The organism is Kaistella sp. PBT33-4, assembly GCF_029194425.1.
Taxonomy (GTDB): domain Bacteria; phylum Bacteroidota; class Bacteroidia; order Flavobacteriales; family Weeksellaceae; genus Marnyiella.
The window spans coordinates 392,205-409,422 of record NZ_JARFYL010000002.1 but is presented as its reverse complement, the minus strand read 5'-3'; the positions used below and the strand labels follow the sequence as shown (position 1 = coordinate 409,422).

Genomic DNA, 17,218 nt, shown 5'->3' with positions numbered 1-17,218 from the left:
AAGATCTTTAAGATATACAAGCATAATAAGTATCTAAAGGCAGGCAACTGAAATGACAGATTGTCATGCAGAATAAAGACAGAAAAGAACAGATGGAATTTGACGATATTTTAGATGACGGCTTCAGCCTGGTAGCAGAAGAGATCAACCTCAAGGACTTTGACGAAACAGAACTTAACACAAGCCAGACAGTTTTCCCGATTCTGCCGGTGCGGAACATGGTGATGTTCCCCAAGGTAATCGTACCCATTACTGCGGGCAGGAAAAATTCGATAAAACTGCTGGAAGAAGCACAGCAAAGCGGTGAGTTCATCGGAATCCTAAGCCAGAAAAATGCGACTGTAGATAACCCAGCACAGGAGGATATGTACCAAATTGGTACTTATGCCAAAATCCTGAAGATCATTAAGCTGCCGGAAGGCAATATTACAGCAATTACAAAGGGATTTGGAAGGTTTAAGACCAGGCAGTTTGTGGAAACTGAACCTTATTTTAAGGCGGAAATTACCAAGCTGAAAGACACTGCAGCACGTAACAGGGAAGAATTTGAGGCGCTTATTGAAAACATAAAAGATCTTGCCGAAAAAATCATTGCCCTGGATCCGGGCATTCCGAATGCGGCCAATTTTGCAATCAAAAACATTCAGGGTCTGGAGGAATTGCTGAATTTTATCTGCGCGAATGCCAATTTCAACGCAAGCAAGAAGCAGAGCCTTCTGGAAGAGAAAAGTCTTCTGAAGAGAGCCCAAACCTGCTATGAAATGATGCATGACGATTTCCGGATTCTGGAGCTTCGTAACCAAATCCACCAGAAAACCTCCAAGGATCTGGATAAGCAGCAGCGCGATTATTTCCTGAGCCAGCAAATGAAGACCATTCAGGAGGAATTGGGCGGAGGTCCTGAATCTGATGTGGAGGAGCTATTACTCAAGGTCAAAAATGTTAAATGGAGCGAAGAGGTTGAAAATCATTTCCAGAAAGAACTGAACCGGCTTCAGCGCCAGAACCCAAATTCGCCGGACTATAACGTGCAGCGTAATTACCTGGATTTCTTCACAGATCTCCCCTGGGACACCTATACCAAAGATGTTTTTGACATTAATAAAGCGGAGAAAATTCTGGATAAAGCCCATTTCGGACTGGAAGATATAAAGAAAAGAATCCTGGAGCACATGGCTGTCCTTAAGCTGAAGAACAATATGAAATCGCCGATTCTGTGTTTGGTAGGACCTCCGGGCGTAGGAAAAACTTCCCTCGGAAAATCGGTTGCCGATGCGCTGGGACGAAAATACGTACGGCTTTCCCTGGGTGGCCTGCATGATGAATCGGAGATCCGCGGCCACCGTAAAACCTATATCGGAGCAATGGCCGGTCGCGTGTTGCAGTCCCTGAAGAAATCCGGAACATCCAACCCGGTAATTGTTCTGGACGAGATTGATAAAATCGGTCAGGGAATCCATGGTGATCCAAGCTCTGCGCTGTTGGAAGTTCTGGATCCGGAACAGAACAGTTCTTTTTATGACAATTTCCTGGAGATGGGTTACGACCTTTCGCGGGTGATGTTTATTGCTACGGCCAACTCACTATCCACCGTGCAGCGGCCGCTTTTGGACCGGATGGAAATCATTGAAATCGCGGGCTATACGCTGGAGGAAAAAGTAGAGATTGCCAAAAGACACCTTATAAAAAAGCAGCAGGAAGAGAACGGGCTCACAGCCAAATCATTTAAGCTGGGCAATGCCGAACTTAAACACATCATAGACGCGCACACCTCGGAGAGTGGTGTTAGGGGACTTGAGAAGCAGATTGCGGCCATCGCGAGATGGGTAGCCCTGCAAACAGCTATGGAAAAGACTATGAACAAAAGATCTCCCTGGCAAAAGTTGATGAAATCCTGGGTGTCCCCAGACCAAAAAGCCTTTCCGAAATTTCTGATGTACCCGGTGTCGTAACCGGACTTGCCTGGACACAGGTGGGTGGCGACATTCTTTTTATCGAAAGTATTTTAAGCGAAGGTAAAGGCAACCTAACCATGACTGGCAACCTTGGAAATGTAATGAAGGAGTCAGCCACCATCGCACTGGAGTATATAAAAGCAAAGCATGACGAACTGGGCATTTCCGCAGATGCCCTGCAGAAAAAGAATATCCACGTACATGTACCGGAGGGAGCCACACCTAAGGACGGTCCTTCGGCCGGCATCGCAATGCTTACCTCTATTGTTTCCAGTTTCAGGAACCGGAAGGTAAAACCTCATCTGGCCATGACCGGTGAGATTACCCTGCGCGGAAAAGTACTTCCGGTAGGCGGAATTAAGGAGAAATTACTGGCCGCGACGCGCGCCGGGATCACGCACATTATTCTTTGCGAAGCCAACCGGAAGGATGTTGAAGAAATCAAAAAAGACTACCTCAAGAATCTTAAGATCAGTTATGTAAACCGAATGAGCGAGGTTATTGAAATTGCCCTAGAAAAGTAATTTCGTCATTTAATATTTAAAAGCCCTTCATAACTGAAGGGTTTTCTTTTTGGAATTTGAGTGCCGGAAGATGACTTTTATAATTTTTGGTGAAATTCTAATAGCTCTTCTCCCAAAAAATTTGTAAACCAAATTTACAAACAGCTGATTTCCCGTATATTAATAACACATTCCTTTTACATTAATATTATAAGTATTTTACAAAGAATCCGATTTCACCTCCCTGCATCTTTGGAATAACCAACTAAATCTAAGAGTTATGAAAAATTTGCATCCGAAAACCGTTTTGATAAGCCTTGTACTCCTTACAGGTACAGCATGCAGCAAAAGTGAAGTCAGTACAACCGAAGTTATGCATGAAACCGACAGCGCCGTACTGATTTCAGACAGTATCTCCAACGCAGCCACCATGGAGATGGAAGGAAAGAGATTTATAAAGTCTGCGAATGTGGATATGGAAGTGAAAGATGTTTACGACGCTACCATCGCAATTGAAAAGTCTGTACAGGAAATGGGAGGTTTTGTCACCACAAGCGAGCTCATTTCCGGAATTGTTTCAGAAGAAACTTATGAGGTAAGCGATGAGAGTGCCGTCCTTTTGCGAAAATTCCGGACAGAGAACAATATGCAGGTAAGGATTCCTACAGAACAACTCGGCGCATTGCTTCAGTTCATCAACAACCGTAAAGTATTCCTCACTTCCAGGGTTATCCTGGCTGAAGATGTTACCGCAAATATTGAACTGGCCAAAATGGAATCAAAAAGGATTAAAACCACAGCCGATAACATCCGGCAAATCCGCAATGATAAAGATAAAGTAAAACTCGACGACCAGAATATGGGCGCAAACAACAATCAGAAAGTCGCTGATCTACAGATGAGTGACCGACTGAAGTACAGTACGGTCCAAATCTATCTGAAAGAACCGGAACTACGTGTGGCAGAAATAGCGGTTGCTAATGTACGGAACAAGGATAATAAATTTAAGTCCAACTTCCTGTACGAAACAAAGAACGGTTTTGTGGAAGGTTTTTACCTTACCCAAAGACTGGTTATCGGACTGCTTACGCTCTGGCCAATTCTTATTATAGGCGGCTTGCTAATCTATTTATTCCGGAGAAAGAGGACAGGTAACCGTATAGATACAGGACTACCGCGCAAGTAAATTCAGAGCGGACAGGCTTTATAATCTTGCGGCTTCGGCCTTGGCCGGAGCCTTTCCGTATGTCTTTCATGCAATTTTCCGTAAATTAGCGGTTCATATACCCGCCCGGGTGAACAAAACCGAATGTATGCTGCCCAAAATCAACCCTACACAAACACAGGCCTGGTCGGCCCTAAGCGAACACTTTGCGCAAAATGATTTTGAACTCCGCACACTTTTCAATTACAATCCGGAAAGATTTAACCAGTTTTCCATAAAAAGACCAGATTTCCTTTTTGACTTTTCCAAAAATCTTATAGACGAAAGGACATTTGAACTGCTGCTGAACCTGGCGGAGGAATGTGATCTGAATTCGGCCATAACTAAAATGTTTTCGGGTGATATCATCAATGAAACAGAAGGGCGGGCAGTCCTGCACACGGCGCTTAGGGATTTCTCTGAAACTGAAATCCTGGTTGACGGCGAAAATATAAAACCGGCGGTCCGGAGTGTCCTGGAACAGATGAAAGCTTTTTCTGAGGAAGTAATTTCGGGCAGCCACAAAGGATTTACCGGTAAAGAGATTACCGATGTCGTGAATATAGGGATCGGAGGTTCAGACCTGGGGCCAGTGATGGTATGCCGGGCACTGAAGCATTACCGAACACGGTTAAATGTTCATTTCGTGTCCAACGTGGACGGTAATCATATCGCGGAAATAGTGAAAGAACTGGATCCGGAAACGACGCTGTTTATCGTAGCTTCAAAGACATTCACCACTCAGGAAACGATGACCAATGCCGAATCGGCGAAAACCTGGTTCCTCAGTCGTGGCACTCAAAACGATGTGGCCAAACATTTCGTGGCCCTTTCCACAAATACAGAAGCAGTAAATGAATTCGGCATAGCTGAAGAAAATATTTTTGAATTCTGGGACTGGGTGGGAGGACGCTATTCACTTTGGAGCGCCATTGGGCTCAGCATTGTGCTGGCAGTGGGTTATGAGAACTTTGAACAGCTGCTGAAAGGCGCAAATGACACCGATCTGCATTTCCGGACTGCGGAGTTTAGTGAAAATATTCCCGTAATCATGGCACTTTTAGGGGTGTGGTACAGAAATTTCCACCATGCGGGAACATACGCAATCCTTCCCTATTCCCAGTACCTGGACCGTTTTCCCGCCTACCTGCAGCAGGGTGACATGGAGAGCAACGGCAAATGCACCGACCGCAACGGGCAGTTCGTGCAGTATGAAACAGGACCTGTGATCTGGGGTGAGCCCGGCACAAACGGGCAGCATGCCTTTTACCAGCTTATCCATCAGGGAACTGAGTTTATTCCGGCGGATTTTATAGCATTTGTGAAGTCGTGTAATAATGTTTCCGATCATCAGGAAAAACTCCTTGCCAATTTCTTTGCCCAGACTGAAGCGCTGGCATTCGGCAAAACACCTATTGAAGTTCAGGAGGAACTGCAACTGGCGGGTAAAACGCAGGAAGAAATTAAAAGGATACAGAATCATAAGGTTTTCCACGGAAATACACCTACCAATTCGCTGCTATTTAATGCATTAACACCATTTTCACTGGGGCAGCTCATTACACTTTACGAACATAAAATATTTGTGCAGGGAATTATCTGGAATATTTTCAGTTTTGACCAGTTCGGCGTGGAACTGGGAAAAACGCTGGCTGCCAAGATCTTACCTGAATTACAGAATGGTACCGCGACAGATACACATGACAGTTCCACCAACGGACTCATCAATTACTATAAAAATAAAAAATAAGGGCAGATGGATGCATTATGTGCCCACCTCAAATTATAACTCTAATTTTGCATCAGCATAGAATCTGCACCCTGTTATCCGGCCCGCCTGGATTTCGGATGGGATTTAGAAGTAAAAATGCTCACTATACAGAGTTACAGGTAACTTAAATATTAAAAAGTATATAGATATGGCGCAAATACTGGACGGATTAAAAATCTCCAAGGACATTAAGCAGGAAATTAAGGCAGAAGTTGAAAAAATTGTAGCTGCGGGGCAAAGACCACCACATCTTGCCGCGATCCTGGTGGGTGAAAACGGAGCCAGCAAGGCCTATGTAAACAGTAAAGTAAAAGACTGTAAGGAAGTTGGATTCAAATCCACCCTGCTTAAATTCAGCGATACCATAACTGAAGCCGAGTTGCTCAGCGAGATTGAAAAACTGAACGCGGACACCGGGATTGACGGCTTTATCGTGCAGTTGCCGATTCCAAAAGGTATGGACGAGGAAAAGGTAATTGAAGCCATAAGTCCTGATAAGGATGTGGACGGTTTCCATCCGGAAAATTTTGGCCGAATGGCTCTGGAAATGGAAGCTTATCTGCCCGCCACACCTTATGGCATCATGACTTTACTGGAGAGATATAACATCCCAACCCAGGGAAAACACTGTGTGGTCATTGGCCGCAGCCGGATTGTGGGAAGACCCATGAGTATCCTGATGAGTACAAAAGGTAATCCCGGGAACGCTACTGTAACTGTAGTGCACAGCCATACACAGAACATTGAAGAATTTACGAAAAATGCAGATATTGTGATTGTTGCCCTGGGCGCACCTAAATACCTGAAAGGCGATATGATTAAGGATGGTGCCGTAATTATTGACGTGGGAATCTCACGCGTAGAAGATGAAGGACCAAAAGGCTATCACCTGGAAGGCGATGTGGACTATGAGAGTTGTGTGGAAAAAGCTTCGTGGATTACCCCTGTACCGGGCGGTGTAGGTCCGATGACAAGGGCAATGCTTATGAAAAACACACTGCTTGCCTACAAGAGAAAATTTTAGAAAATCAAATGACAGCAGATCAGGAAATATTATTGAAAGAAGGGAAGATGCTTCCGGTAATGGAGCATTTCTACACCATTCAGGGCGAAGGTGCCCACACTGGAACCGCGGCCTATTTCATCCGCCTGGGCGGCTGCGATGTTGGCTGCCACTGGTGCGACGTAAAGGAAAGCTGGGATCCCACACTTCACCCGCTTATGGATGTGATCCAGGTAGCCGAAACGGCAGCCAGCTACTGCAGGACCATTGTCCTTACAGGCGGCGAACCTTTGATGTGGAACCTGGAAATCCTGACCCTGCGCCTAAAGGAATTAGGGTGCACCATACATATTGAAACTTCAGGCGCTTATAAAAGGACCGGCATTTTGGACTGGATTACGCTGTCACCCAAAAAGACAGGCTTACCACAACCTGAAATCTACGAGGCTGCAAATGAACTGAAGGTCATCGTATTTAACCGTCATGATTTAAAATTCGCAGAAGAACAGGCAGCGAAAGTAACCCCCGGCTGCCGCTTATATTTGCAGAGTGAATGGAGCAAACGTAATGAAATTTACCCCCTTATTACAGAATTCATTCTTCAGAATCCACGTTGGCAAGCTTCGGTGCAGACTCATAAATACCTTAATATTCCCTGAGTAAACGGAAATTTACTTACTTTTAGGTTCTGATTCGGGTTCATGCAACAACTTCGGTTCTCACGATATTTTAAAGGATTTATTATACTGCTCGATATTCTGATTATCGCAGCTGTTTTTGTGTTTTTCTTTATCCGGCGCAATTATGATCTGAAAATCAGAGATGTGGACTGGGAGCAGAATATACTTTCTATCCTGCTTCTCACCCTTTTCTGGATTCTGCTTAGCGGACGGTCGCGGCTGTATGATATACCGCGGAATCTGACCTATACTCTATATCTGGAGAGAATTGTAACTCATATCCTTATTTTCCTTTTCGGAATTATCCTTTTAGGTAAAGTAAGCAATAACATTTTTCTGAAAACCGAACGCTTTGATCTTGCCATCAGCATATTTATAGTGTTCTACCTTCTTAAATCGGCCATTTTCTTTTTGCTGAAATCGATACGCAGCATGGGTATCAACATCAGAAACATTATGTTTCTGGGAAGCCGGAATGATGCGAGGCAAATCCTGGAAGAAGTATTGCGGACCCGCAGCGATTACGGCCTCGTGATCTATGATTATCCGGAAGGTCCTGTAGATACGGGCCAACTCACTGAGTTTTGGCGTGAAAACGGTATTTACACACTTTATATGCCCACGGACAATGCAGGAATATCAGCAGAAACCAGAAGTGAGATCTTCAGACTGGCAGAAAACTGTAAAGTTCGCATTGCACTCATACCGGCAATTGACCAAAACAATTTCTTCAACTACGAAATCAACTATATTGAGACGCAGCCCGTACTCACCCAGTCTAAATTCCCGCTGCAGTATTTCACCAATTTCTTACTCAAGCGTGTGTGGGACCTGTTGTTTTCGTTGGTCATCCTGGTCGCGGTTTGCTCCTGGCTGTTTCCGCTGGTTGCCATTCTCATTAAGCTGGACAGCAAAGGCCCGGTATTTTTCAGGCAAAAGCGATACGGACTGAACGACAGGATCTTCAACTGCATTAAGTTCCGGACTATGGTAGTGAACGACCAATCGGCTACGCGGACTACGCAGAAAAATGACGACAGGATCACGGCAGTGGGAAAGTTCCTGCGCTTTACCAGCATAGATGAGATGCCGCAGTTCATCAATGTACTGCTGGGACACATGTCCGTAGTTGGGCCGCGGCCCCACATGCTTTTGGTTGATGATTATTACAAGACCCGAATAGGCCGCTATGCGATACGAAGTATGGTGAAACCCGGGATTACAGGTCTTGCACAGGTAAACGGACTTCGTGGTGATTATGGCGACATGAGTATTGAGATGAAAAAACGCATCCTGGCCGATACATTTTACGTAAAAAACTGGAGCATGGTCCTGGATTTGGTAATCATCTTAAAAACCGTTTTCCTGGTGATCAGAGGCGACAAAAAAGCAGCCTGAACCCACTCTCAATTTTATTTTAAAAACATTAATTTAGCAGAATGATTAAAAAGTTCCTGACCGCCTTCGGAGAGTATTTTCTGCTGCTTGGAAAAGCCATTAGAACACCGCAGAAAATGTCGGTTTTCATTAAACTTTTTTTCAGGGAAATAAATGATCTTGGTGTAAATTCGTTCGGACTCGTGGTATTCACTTCGGTCTTTGTTGGAGCAGTTACAGCCATTCAGATGTTCAACAATTTCAGTTCATCGTCTATTCCGATTCCGACACCGTTTATCGGTTATGCCACCAAGGCAGTACTCGTACTTGAATTTTCGCCCACCATCATCAGCCTTATACTTGCTGGTAAAGTTGGTTCGTATATTGCCTCCAGTATCGGTACAATGCGCGTAACGGAGCAGATAGATGCGCTGGACATCATGGGCGTCAACTCCCCTAACTTCCTGATATTCCCGAAAATACTGGCTTGTGTTATTTACAATCCGCTGCTTATAGGTTTAAGTATGGCCGTAGGTATCCTGGGAGGGTTTGCTGCTGGCGAACTTACCGGCAACTGGACCATATCAGATTTTACTGCAGGAGTGCAGATGTACATGCCCATGCTGTTCTATTATTACGCCTTTATCAAGACCATCGTTTTTGCATTTATCATAGCCAGTGTACCCTCTTATTTTGGATATAACGTAAGCGGCGGATCACTTGAAGTGGGTCGCTCCAGTACACAGGCGGTGGTTTGGACCATGGTTTTCATCATTATTTCAGAATTATTATTAACGCAGATTATTTTAGGGTAATGATAGAAATTAAAGACCTACGTAAAAAGTTTGATGAAACTGAAGTGCTGAAAGGCATCTCAACCACCTTTGAGACCGGTAAGGTAAATCTGATCATCGGGCAAAGTGGTTCAGGCAAAACTGTTTTCCTGAAATCCCTTCTAAACGTATACGAACCCACGAGCGGGGGGATCCTGTTTGACGGCCGCGATATCACTAAAATGAAGCGTGAGGAAAAACAAATCCTTCGAGCTGAAATCGGTACCGTATTTCAGGGCAGTGCCCTTTTTGATTCCATGACGGTGGAGGAAAATATTATGTTTCCGCTGGACATGTTCACAAATCTGACGTTCAGAGAGAAAAAAAGACGGGTAATTGATGTGATGGGTCGGGTACACCTGGACAAAGCAGGCCGTAAATTTCCCGCCGAGATCTCCGGTGGAATGCAGAAAAGGGTGGCCATAGCCCGTGCCATTGTGAATAACCCCAAATACCTGTTCTGTGATGAACCAAATTCCGGTTTGGATCCTTATACAGCGAATGTGATTGATGACTTGCTGGTAGACATTACTAAAGAATACAATACGACAACTATCATCAACACACATGACATGAACTCAGTGATGACCATTGGCGAAAAAATTGTATACCTTCGACTGGGAATCAAGGAGTGGGAAGGCAACAAGGACAATGTGATTACAGCACGCAATAAAAATCTGATTGACTTCGTTTATTCGTCAGAACTGTTTAAAGAACTTCGGGACTATTTCCTGACCAACGATAAGACTTCAATTGAAAATATAGTAACTAATCCCAAGACTGATGAAAAATAAACTGTTAGCCGCTGTGCTTATTCTTAGTTCCGTAGGTGCTTATGCACAGGTAACTGTTGCTGCCAAAGCGCATGCTCTTTTTCCGGCAGGAAAGCCAACCTGGGAAAGCGTTAAAGCGGGTGCCATAGAAGCTTATGAAGCTGAAGGCAAAAATAATGTCGGTTTCAATGCAGGTGTCTCTGTGAAGGTTAACCTCGTAGGCGGACTTTTTGTAATGCCGGAGCTTTATTACACCACATTTACAAATGAAATTACTGAGCCCGTAACCAATACCACTATTGAAGCGAAGACCAACCGTGCAGACCTTCCGGTGCTTTTAGGTTATAATGTATTGGGCGAAAGTGTTGGAATTTTCGCCGGACCAGTGGCCAGCTATTACCTGAGCAAGGACAATCAGTATGAGGATTTCCGCGAAAATGCCGAAAGCAATTTTACAGTGGGATTCCAACTGGGTGCACAGGTAAAGATCAAAAGCTTTATAATCTCCGGGCGCTACGAAGGATCTTTCACAGAGGACCAGCGCGACTTTATAAACAGTAATACCAACACTGTAATACGGTATGACAACAGACCCAGCATGCTGATGGCCGGACTTGGTTACCAGTTCTAAAAAAAACATATACGCAGTACTAATACCAGTTCTGCGTATTTTTTTTATCTGAAGGCAGCGGTGTGCTTACGGTGGTGGATTGGTTTACCGATTTTTCAGCGGCAAGCTTTTCCAGTTCGGCTTTTTCTTTCAACAGCTGCTTATACTCTCTCCTCTTCTGCTCTTCCTTCAGCGCTGAACCTTTGCTAACATAACCCACAATTCCGCCAATGATAAGACCAATCCCGATACCGGCAAGTATTCCCATAAGGCTTATTGGTTCAAAGAGCTTTACCATAGAGAATTCGGGAAGCATATAGTACAGCAGGAAGGCCAGGGCCAATAGAATGATGCCTACAAGGGTTAAATTTTTCATCGTATTATATTTAAAAACCTTCCCAAATTTAACAAAATATTGAGAAGGCCTGTATGTTAATAATGTAGTCTATTATTTCCCGCCGGCTGCACGGTAATAAGTAAGCGCTTTATCCATATAGGAATTTAGAGCCGCCAAACGGTTTTCCGGTCCCGGGTGAGTGGAAAGGAATTCAGGCGGACGCTGACCCGAGGAGGAAGCTTCCATGCGCTGCCAGAATGGAATTGCCTGTCTTGGATCATATCCGGCCATTCCCATGAGATAGAGACCCATCTGATCAGCTTCAAGCTCCTGTTTACGGCCATACGCCATCAACCCTACCTGTGCACCAATTGGATATACCTGCTCAAAAATAGCACCCCACTGACCTCCGGAAACCTGCGATCCAATTACAGCACCACCAAGTTGTGCCACCATTGCCTGTGAAATTCTTTCGTTACCGTGTCCCGCCAGCGCGTGTGAAACTTCGTGGCCCATAACTACTGCCAGTCCGGTATCGTTTTGGGTAACCGGCATAATGCCGGTATAAACGGCTACTTTTCCGCCGGGCATGCACCAGGCATTAATCTGTTTATTGTCAATTAACTTAAATTCCCACTGATAATTGGCCAGGTCACCTTCTCTTCCTAAATTTCTGTAGTAATTGTAGGCCGCATTCTTAATACGTGTTCCTACATTTACAACACTTTTAGCCTGTGCAGTACCACTAACGACCTTAGACTGACTCATGGTTTTCTGATACTCCTGGGCAGCCATAGATGCAATTTCAGCATCATTTGCCAACTGCAGAGATCTTCTGCCCGTTATTGGATTAGTTGAACATGCGACGGCTGCTAGCATCATGGCTCCTATTCCTACTGTATTAATAACTTTCATAGTATTTGATATTTGAAATTTGCTTTTGCAATTATTATTCCAATAGATTTACGGTCTTAATTTTGATGCTACCAAGCAGTTATCTTATAAATAAATTCAATAAAAATGAAAAATATATTTTTACTGCTCCTAAGCCTGGGAATATTCCTGAACTGTTCTTCTCAAAATTATCTGGAACCTGCTGCAACAGAGCAACTCATTAAAGCTGGCCAGTTTACTTTTCACGCTCAGAAAGCAAATGTGATGGGCGCCGACATCAATGCCATTGCAAATGCAATTCCTAATTATACACCAAACAGGATGACCACCCTGGACAGTGGATATACCATTGAAATTGAAGATAAAAAGCTTACCTGCACTTTACCCTACTTCGGCAGGGTGTACAGCAATAGTTCCTACGACACCAATAAGCAAGGTCTTAGATTCACGTCGGAAGATTTTTCCGTCCAGAAATCCACCTCAAAAAAAGGTAATACCATATTCAGGATAAGGCCGAATGATGTATCGCACATTAACTTGATTAATATTGAAATTTACAAAAACGGCAAAGCATTTGTCTCGATTGATGCCAGCGACCGGCAGCCTATTTCATTTGATGGCTATATAGCCGCTAATTCAAATGCGGGCCAATAGTTTTTCCGAAAATTTCCTCCACAAATTTTTTCGCCTCCGAACTGGGATTGGATTTCCCTTCGGAGGCCTTTTTTTTATGTTGAAGGAATAAATTATCTGCGTTGTTTTCTTTCCGGGTCATCATTAGGATGTACTCCTGTACCCAATATTCAAAACGGTTTGCAGACTGAAGGGCGCGTACCTCTTCAAAGCGTCCGCTCTCTACCTTCAGATTAATAAACTGTTCCAACTGATCAAATACCTCCTCCAAACCTTCACTGTTCAGCGCGGAGCCCAGGGTCACAGGAACTTTCCAGCCCTTTTCCTTCGGATGCAGGAAATGAAGGGCACGCATCAGTTCGGTCTTGGTCCTTTTTGCTGCTAACCTGTTTGCTTCATCTACTTTGTTGATGAAAATTAGGTCCACCATCTCCATTATCCCACGCTTGATTCCCTGCAGTTCATCGCCGCCACCAATGATTTTCAGGAAAAGGAACACATCTGTTATTTCGGACACCAGTATTTCACTTTGGCCTACACCAACAGTCTCAATCAATATGCAGTCATAGCCGGCAGCTTCGCAAAGCAACATTGTTTCAAAGGTTGTATTAGCTACACCCCCAAGGAAACCCGAACTGGGAGACGGACGGATAAATGCGTTTTCTTCCCGGGCGAGTTCTTCCATGCGTGTTTTATCGCCCAATATGGAACCCTTGTTCAGTGACGAACTGGGATCGATAGCCAACACCGCTACTTTACGGCCTTTCTGAATGGCCAGCTTTCCAAAGCTTTCAATAAAAGTGGATTTACCTGCGCCAGGCACACCAGTAATCCCGATGCGAACGGATTTCCCGGAATAAGGTATAATTTGTTGCAATAAATCTTCGGCCTGCGCGCGGTGCTCAGATTTTCTGCTCTCGACAAGTGTAATGGCTTTCGCCAGAAACCTTTTATTACCACTGCGTATACCCTCAATCAAAGCTTCGTTTGTAAAATTCATACCGAAATAAAACCCAAATTTAATGTTTACCAATGAAAGACTGAAATCTTCTGCAGGTATGTCATTTTAAGCGGATGCCAAGTCCCGGAGCTTCGGAAAGAAGTAATTTCCCGTGAACTACCTTACTGCCCTCCGCAAAATCGTTGGCTATGAGGTTGGCTCCATCCAGATCAGCATAATCACACAGGCCAGCCAGAGCGATACCGGCGGAAATACCTACTGTAGATTCCGTCATGCAACCTATCATCACTTTAAAGCCGGAACTTCGGGCAGCGGCTATCATTTCGAGTGCGGGGGTAATCCCGCCCAGCTTCATCACTTTAATGTTGACGCTGCGGTAATGCCCAGAAAGTGGTTGCAGGTCAGTAAGGCTTTGGCAATCTTCATCGCACATCCAGTGCGCATAATTATTTTTATTCAATATATGAAATCCTCCAACCGGCAGTGGCTGTTCCAGATAAGTGAAGTGTTCCGTCAGCTTTTGCGATTCCAGAAAATTACAGTCCTCTGCAGTAAAGCTGGCGTTGGAATCCAGGGCAACTTCCTTACCGCTTTCCTGCAGGCGAAAAACATTGGACCTGTCCAGTCCATTGCATTTTACCTTGAATCTTGTCCATTTACTCGCAGCCATCTTGTTAATTTGAGAATCAATATCGGCCACATTGATTGTGAATGATGACTCAGGCAGGGTGTGCGGCGGGAAATTCAGCAACTGACTCAAACTTTGCTTTTCCAGTTTACCGTAAAGGTCCCAATAAGCGCAATCCAGTGCCGAACGGAGGAAAGGATGAAGATTCAGCATCAGGAGAAACTTATAGAATTGCCCAGGATGAACAATATTTTGGCCGCTTAGTCTATGCCGTACGGTTTCTAACTTTTTTTTAAACTTTATAAGGTCAATTCCATAGTAGTTTACAGCCACACACTCGCCATAGCCGGATTCACCATGCGAGGACAGTGCAACGGTAAGCGAGTCGCGGTAATCATAGTTTCCGTAAGCTATTCTGAAGGTTTCGCGTAAATGCAAACGGTAATGGTTGAAAGTGAGAGTCATGAATGAAAAGTCAGGAATTATATAAATAAAGATAGGTGATAGCGAATAAATTTGTTACAATTAAATCATTTCCATTATGAAAAAGACAATTCTAACGGCTGCGGCAGTTTCGCTTTTCATGGTTTCGTGTGCGCGCAGCAATGCTGTCACGGGGCCTAAATACACCTCCTCTGAGAAACTGTCTCAAGGGAAAACAGTATTTGAAAACTCCTGCAATAAATGCCACAATTTACCCGAACCCACTAAACATACCGACGCGGAGTGGATTGAGACACTAAGCAGAATGGCGCCGCGGGCAAAACTGACACCGGACCAGCACCAAATGGTTTATGATTATCTGATATCGCAAAACTAAAAATTCCTCCGGTTGTGGAGGAATTTCAGTTTTCCGAGTATTTTAGTTAAGATACTTTTCAAGAATCTCACAGGCAGATTTAGGCAGATTGGTACCCGGACCAAAAATATGGTCGGCTCCATTGTTATACAGATATTCATAATCCTGCTGTGGGATTACACCACCCACCACAATCCTGATATCGTCGGCTCCTAATTTCCTGAGTTCTTCCACCACCTGAGGAACGAGCGTTTTGTGTCCTGCCGCCAAAGATGAAACACCCAGTATATGGATATCGTTTTCCACTGCCTGCATGGCTACCTCAGCCGGCGTCTGGAAGAGCGGTGCTACATCAACATCAAAACCCATATCGGCAAAGGCAGTAGCAACTACCTTTGCACCGCGGTCATGCCCATCCTGACCCATTTTCACCACCATTATACGCGGTCTGCGGCCCTGCTGATCTTCAAATTGCTGTGTCATTGCCAAAGCTTTCTCAAAATACTCATTTTTTGATGCGTTCATTGCGTATACTCCCTGTATGGTTCTTATGTTTGCCTTATAGCGGCCGTAGGTTTTCTCGAGCGCATTACTCATTTCGCCAAGAGTCACCCTCCTGCGTGCAGCCTCAATACAGATCTCCAGAAGGTTACCGGAATTGGTTTCTGCAGCCTTACTTAATTTTTCAAGAATCTCATCAACAGCCGCCGCGTTGCGGCCGGCTTTAATCTGATCCAACCTTTCAATCTGCTTACGCCTCACCTCGGAATTGTCGATATCCAGAATCTCCAGTTCCATCTGTTTCTGTGAGGATTTAAATGAATTAACACCAATTATAAATTCTTCACCGCTGTCAATCTTTGCCTGTTTGCGCGCTGCAGCTTCCTCAATCCTCATTTTCGGAATTCCCGCTTCAATGGCTTTGGTCATTCCGCCTTCTTTCTCTACCTCATCGATATATTTCATCGCTTCGTCAATCATCTGCTGAGTAAGTGCCTCAACCAAATGGCTCCCACCCATGGGATCTACAACGTCCGTTATGCCGGTTTCCTGCTGAAGGATAATCTGGGTATTACGTGCGATTTTGGCCGAATAGTCGGTGGGTAAAGCTATGGCTTCATCCAGGGCATTGGTATGAAGGGACTGGGTTCCGCCCAGTGCAGCTGACAGTGCCTCGATTGCAGTGCGTGTAATATTATTGAAGGGCTCCTGCTCGGTAAGACTCCAGCCTGAAGTCTGCGAGTGAGTACGAAGCGCGAGAGATTTTTGGTTTTGAGGCGAAAACTGCGTAAGAAGGTTGGCCCAAATATAACGGGCAGCTCTCATTTTCGCGATTTCCATGAAGTGATTCATCCCAACGGCCCAGAAAAACGAGAGTCGAGGCGCAAAATCATCAACCTTCATTCCGGCCTGTATTCCGGTGCGCACGTATTCCAGACCGTCCGCCAGCGTATAGGCCATCTCCAGAACAGGTGTAGCGCCGGCTTCCTGCATGTGGTAGCCGGATATGGAAATGGAATTGAATTTTGGGATATTTTTAGCGGTATATTCGAAAATATCTGCAATAATTTTCATCGAAGGCGCTGGTGGATAAATATAAGTGTTCCGAACCATAAATTCCTTAAGGATGTCATTCTGTATGGTTCCTGAAAGTTGGTTTTGGGAAACACCCTGTTCCTCGGCCGCCACAATATAGAAAGCCAGAATGGGCAGTACGGCACCGTTCATGGTCATGGAAACTGAAATCTGGTCCAGCGGTATCTGATCGAAAAGGATTTTCATATCCTCCACTGAGTCAATTGCTACACCTGCTTTTCCCACATCTCCCACCACACGCGGATGGTCCGAATCGTAACCCCGGTGCGTGGCAAGGTCGAAGGCCACCGAAAGCCCTTTCTGACCGGCCGCAAGATTCCTCCTGTAGAAGGCATTGGACTCCTCGGCCGTAGAAAATCCCGCATACTGACGTATGGTCCAGGGTTTCTGCACATACATCGTGGAGTAAGGACCGCGCAAATAGGGTGCAATCCCGGCAGAATATTGTTTTTCAGTAATTTTTTCTGAGTCCTCAGCGGTATAGGCCGATTTCATTTCCAGTCCGTCCTTCTCAAAGAAATAGGGAAGTTTAACATCAAAATCGGACGAAAAATCGGGGGTTTTGTTCTGAATTTCTTTGCGCATTGTGCTTGCTTTAACAGCCGATAAAGTTACTGATTTTATCACTTTGAAGACAGCCCTTTCACAATAAATCTCAGCA

General features: G+C 44.7%; 15 protein-coding genes and 1 pseudogene. 11 read left to right on the top strand and 5 right to left on the bottom strand.

Going from position 1 to position 17,218, the window contains the following annotated elements; genetic code table 11:
* Positions 1-92 precede the first annotated feature (92 nt).
* The 9 genes and pseudogenes from lon to P0M11_RS04840 all read left to right on the top strand — a co-directional run bounded on the left by lon (position 93) and on the right by P0M11_RS04840 (position 10,730).
* Positions 93-2,479 (top strand): annotated as a pseudogene (gene lon, locus P0M11_RS04880) (endopeptidase La).
* Positions 2,480-2,738: 259 nt separating this feature from the next.
* Positions 2,739-3,644 (top strand): DUF4349 domain-containing protein, encoded by a 906-nt coding sequence (locus P0M11_RS04875; RefSeq protein WP_275624690.1) that lies wholly within the window; start codon positions 2,739-2,741, stop codon positions 3,642-3,644.
* Between the two features lie 127 nt (positions 3,645-3,771).
* A complete protein-coding gene (gene pgi, locus P0M11_RS04870; protein ID WP_275624689.1) occupies positions 3,772-5,412 on the top strand; it encodes a glucose-6-phosphate isomerase in 1,641 nt (546 codons plus the stop codon).
* A 169-nt stretch (positions 5,413-5,581) separates the two neighbouring features.
* On the top strand, positions 5,582-6,457 hold the full coding sequence (gene folD / locus P0M11_RS04865; RefSeq protein WP_275624688.1) for a bifunctional methylenetetrahydrofolate dehydrogenase/methenyltetrahydrofolate cyclohydrolase FolD: 876 nt from the start codon (positions 5,582-5,584) through the stop codon (positions 6,455-6,457).
* An 8-nt stretch (positions 6,458-6,465) separates the two neighbouring features.
* A complete protein-coding gene (locus P0M11_RS04860; RefSeq protein WP_275624687.1) occupies positions 6,466-7,095 on the top strand; it encodes a 7-carboxy-7-deazaguanine synthase QueE in 630 nt (209 codons plus the stop codon).
* 42 nt (positions 7,096-7,137) lie between these two features.
* Positions 7,138-8,514 (top strand): exopolysaccharide biosynthesis polyprenyl glycosylphosphotransferase, encoded by a 1,377-nt coding sequence (locus tag P0M11_RS04855; protein WP_275624686.1) that lies wholly within the window; start codon positions 7,138-7,140, stop codon positions 8,512-8,514.
* 41 nt (positions 8,515-8,555) lie between these two features.
* Positions 8,556-9,308: an ABC transporter permease gene (locus tag P0M11_RS04850; protein WP_275624685.1), complete on the top strand. Its 753-nt coding sequence runs from the start codon at positions 8,556-8,558 to the stop codon at positions 9,306-9,308.
* Positions 9,308-10,120, top strand: coding sequence for an ATP-binding cassette domain-containing protein (locus P0M11_RS04845; RefSeq protein WP_158063123.1), 813 nt, complete (start codon positions 9,308-9,310; stop codon positions 10,118-10,120). Before P0M11_RS04850 ends, P0M11_RS04845 begins: the two co-directional genes overlap by 1 nt.
* Entirely contained in the window at positions 10,110-10,730 is a 621-nt protein-coding gene (locus P0M11_RS04840) for an outer membrane beta-barrel protein (protein ID WP_275624684.1), read from the top strand. Before P0M11_RS04845 ends, P0M11_RS04840 begins: the two co-directional genes overlap by 11 nt.
* A gap of 19 nt (positions 10,731-10,749) precedes the next feature.
* Here the strand turns inward: P0M11_RS04840 and P0M11_RS04835 are convergent, their stop codons facing one another.
* Both P0M11_RS04835 and P0M11_RS04830 read right to left on the bottom strand, forming a co-directional pair.
* Positions 10,750-11,085, bottom strand: coding sequence for a hypothetical protein (locus tag P0M11_RS04835; protein ID WP_275624683.1), 336 nt, complete (start codon positions 11,083-11,085; stop codon positions 10,750-10,752).
* A 72-nt stretch (positions 11,086-11,157) separates the two neighbouring features.
* On the bottom strand, positions 11,158-11,961 hold the full coding sequence (locus P0M11_RS04830) for a M48 family metallopeptidase (RefSeq protein ID WP_158063120.1): 804 nt from the start codon (positions 11,959-11,961) through the stop codon (positions 11,158-11,160).
* Between the two features lie 105 nt (positions 11,962-12,066).
* On the opposite strand from P0M11_RS04830, the gene P0M11_RS04825 reads away from it, so the two are divergent.
* Positions 12,067-12,594 carry a DUF4251 domain-containing protein gene (locus P0M11_RS04825; RefSeq protein ID WP_275624682.1) on the top strand — a complete coding sequence of 176 codons (528 nt, stop codon included), beginning with the start codon at positions 12,067-12,069 and terminating at the stop codon, positions 12,592-12,594.
* On the opposite strand, the gene meaB is transcribed toward P0M11_RS04825, so the two are convergent.
* Positions 12,572-13,573 (bottom strand): methylmalonyl Co-A mutase-associated GTPase MeaB, encoded by a 1,002-nt coding sequence (gene meaB / locus P0M11_RS04820; RefSeq protein WP_275624681.1) that lies wholly within the window; start codon positions 13,571-13,573, stop codon positions 12,572-12,574. The two genes, P0M11_RS04825 and meaB, sit on opposite strands and share 23 nt — an antisense overlap.
* Positions 13,574-13,634: 61 nt before the next feature.
* Positions 13,635-14,627, bottom strand: coding sequence for an enolase C-terminal domain-like protein (locus P0M11_RS04815; protein WP_275624680.1), 993 nt, complete (start codon positions 14,625-14,627; stop codon positions 13,635-13,637).
* 76 nt (positions 14,628-14,703) lie between these two features.
* On the opposite strand from P0M11_RS04815, the gene P0M11_RS04810 reads away from it, so the two are divergent.
* A complete protein-coding gene (locus P0M11_RS04810; RefSeq protein ID WP_158063116.1) occupies positions 14,704-14,982 on the top strand; it encodes a cytochrome C in 279 nt (92 codons plus the stop codon).
* A 42-nt stretch (positions 14,983-15,024) separates the two neighbouring features.
* On the opposite strand, the gene scpA is transcribed toward P0M11_RS04810, so the two are convergent.
* Entirely contained in the window at positions 15,025-17,142 is a 2,118-nt protein-coding gene (gene scpA / locus P0M11_RS04805; RefSeq protein ID WP_275624679.1) for a methylmalonyl-CoA mutase, read from the bottom strand.
* Between the last annotated feature and the right edge of the window lie 76 nt (positions 17,143-17,218).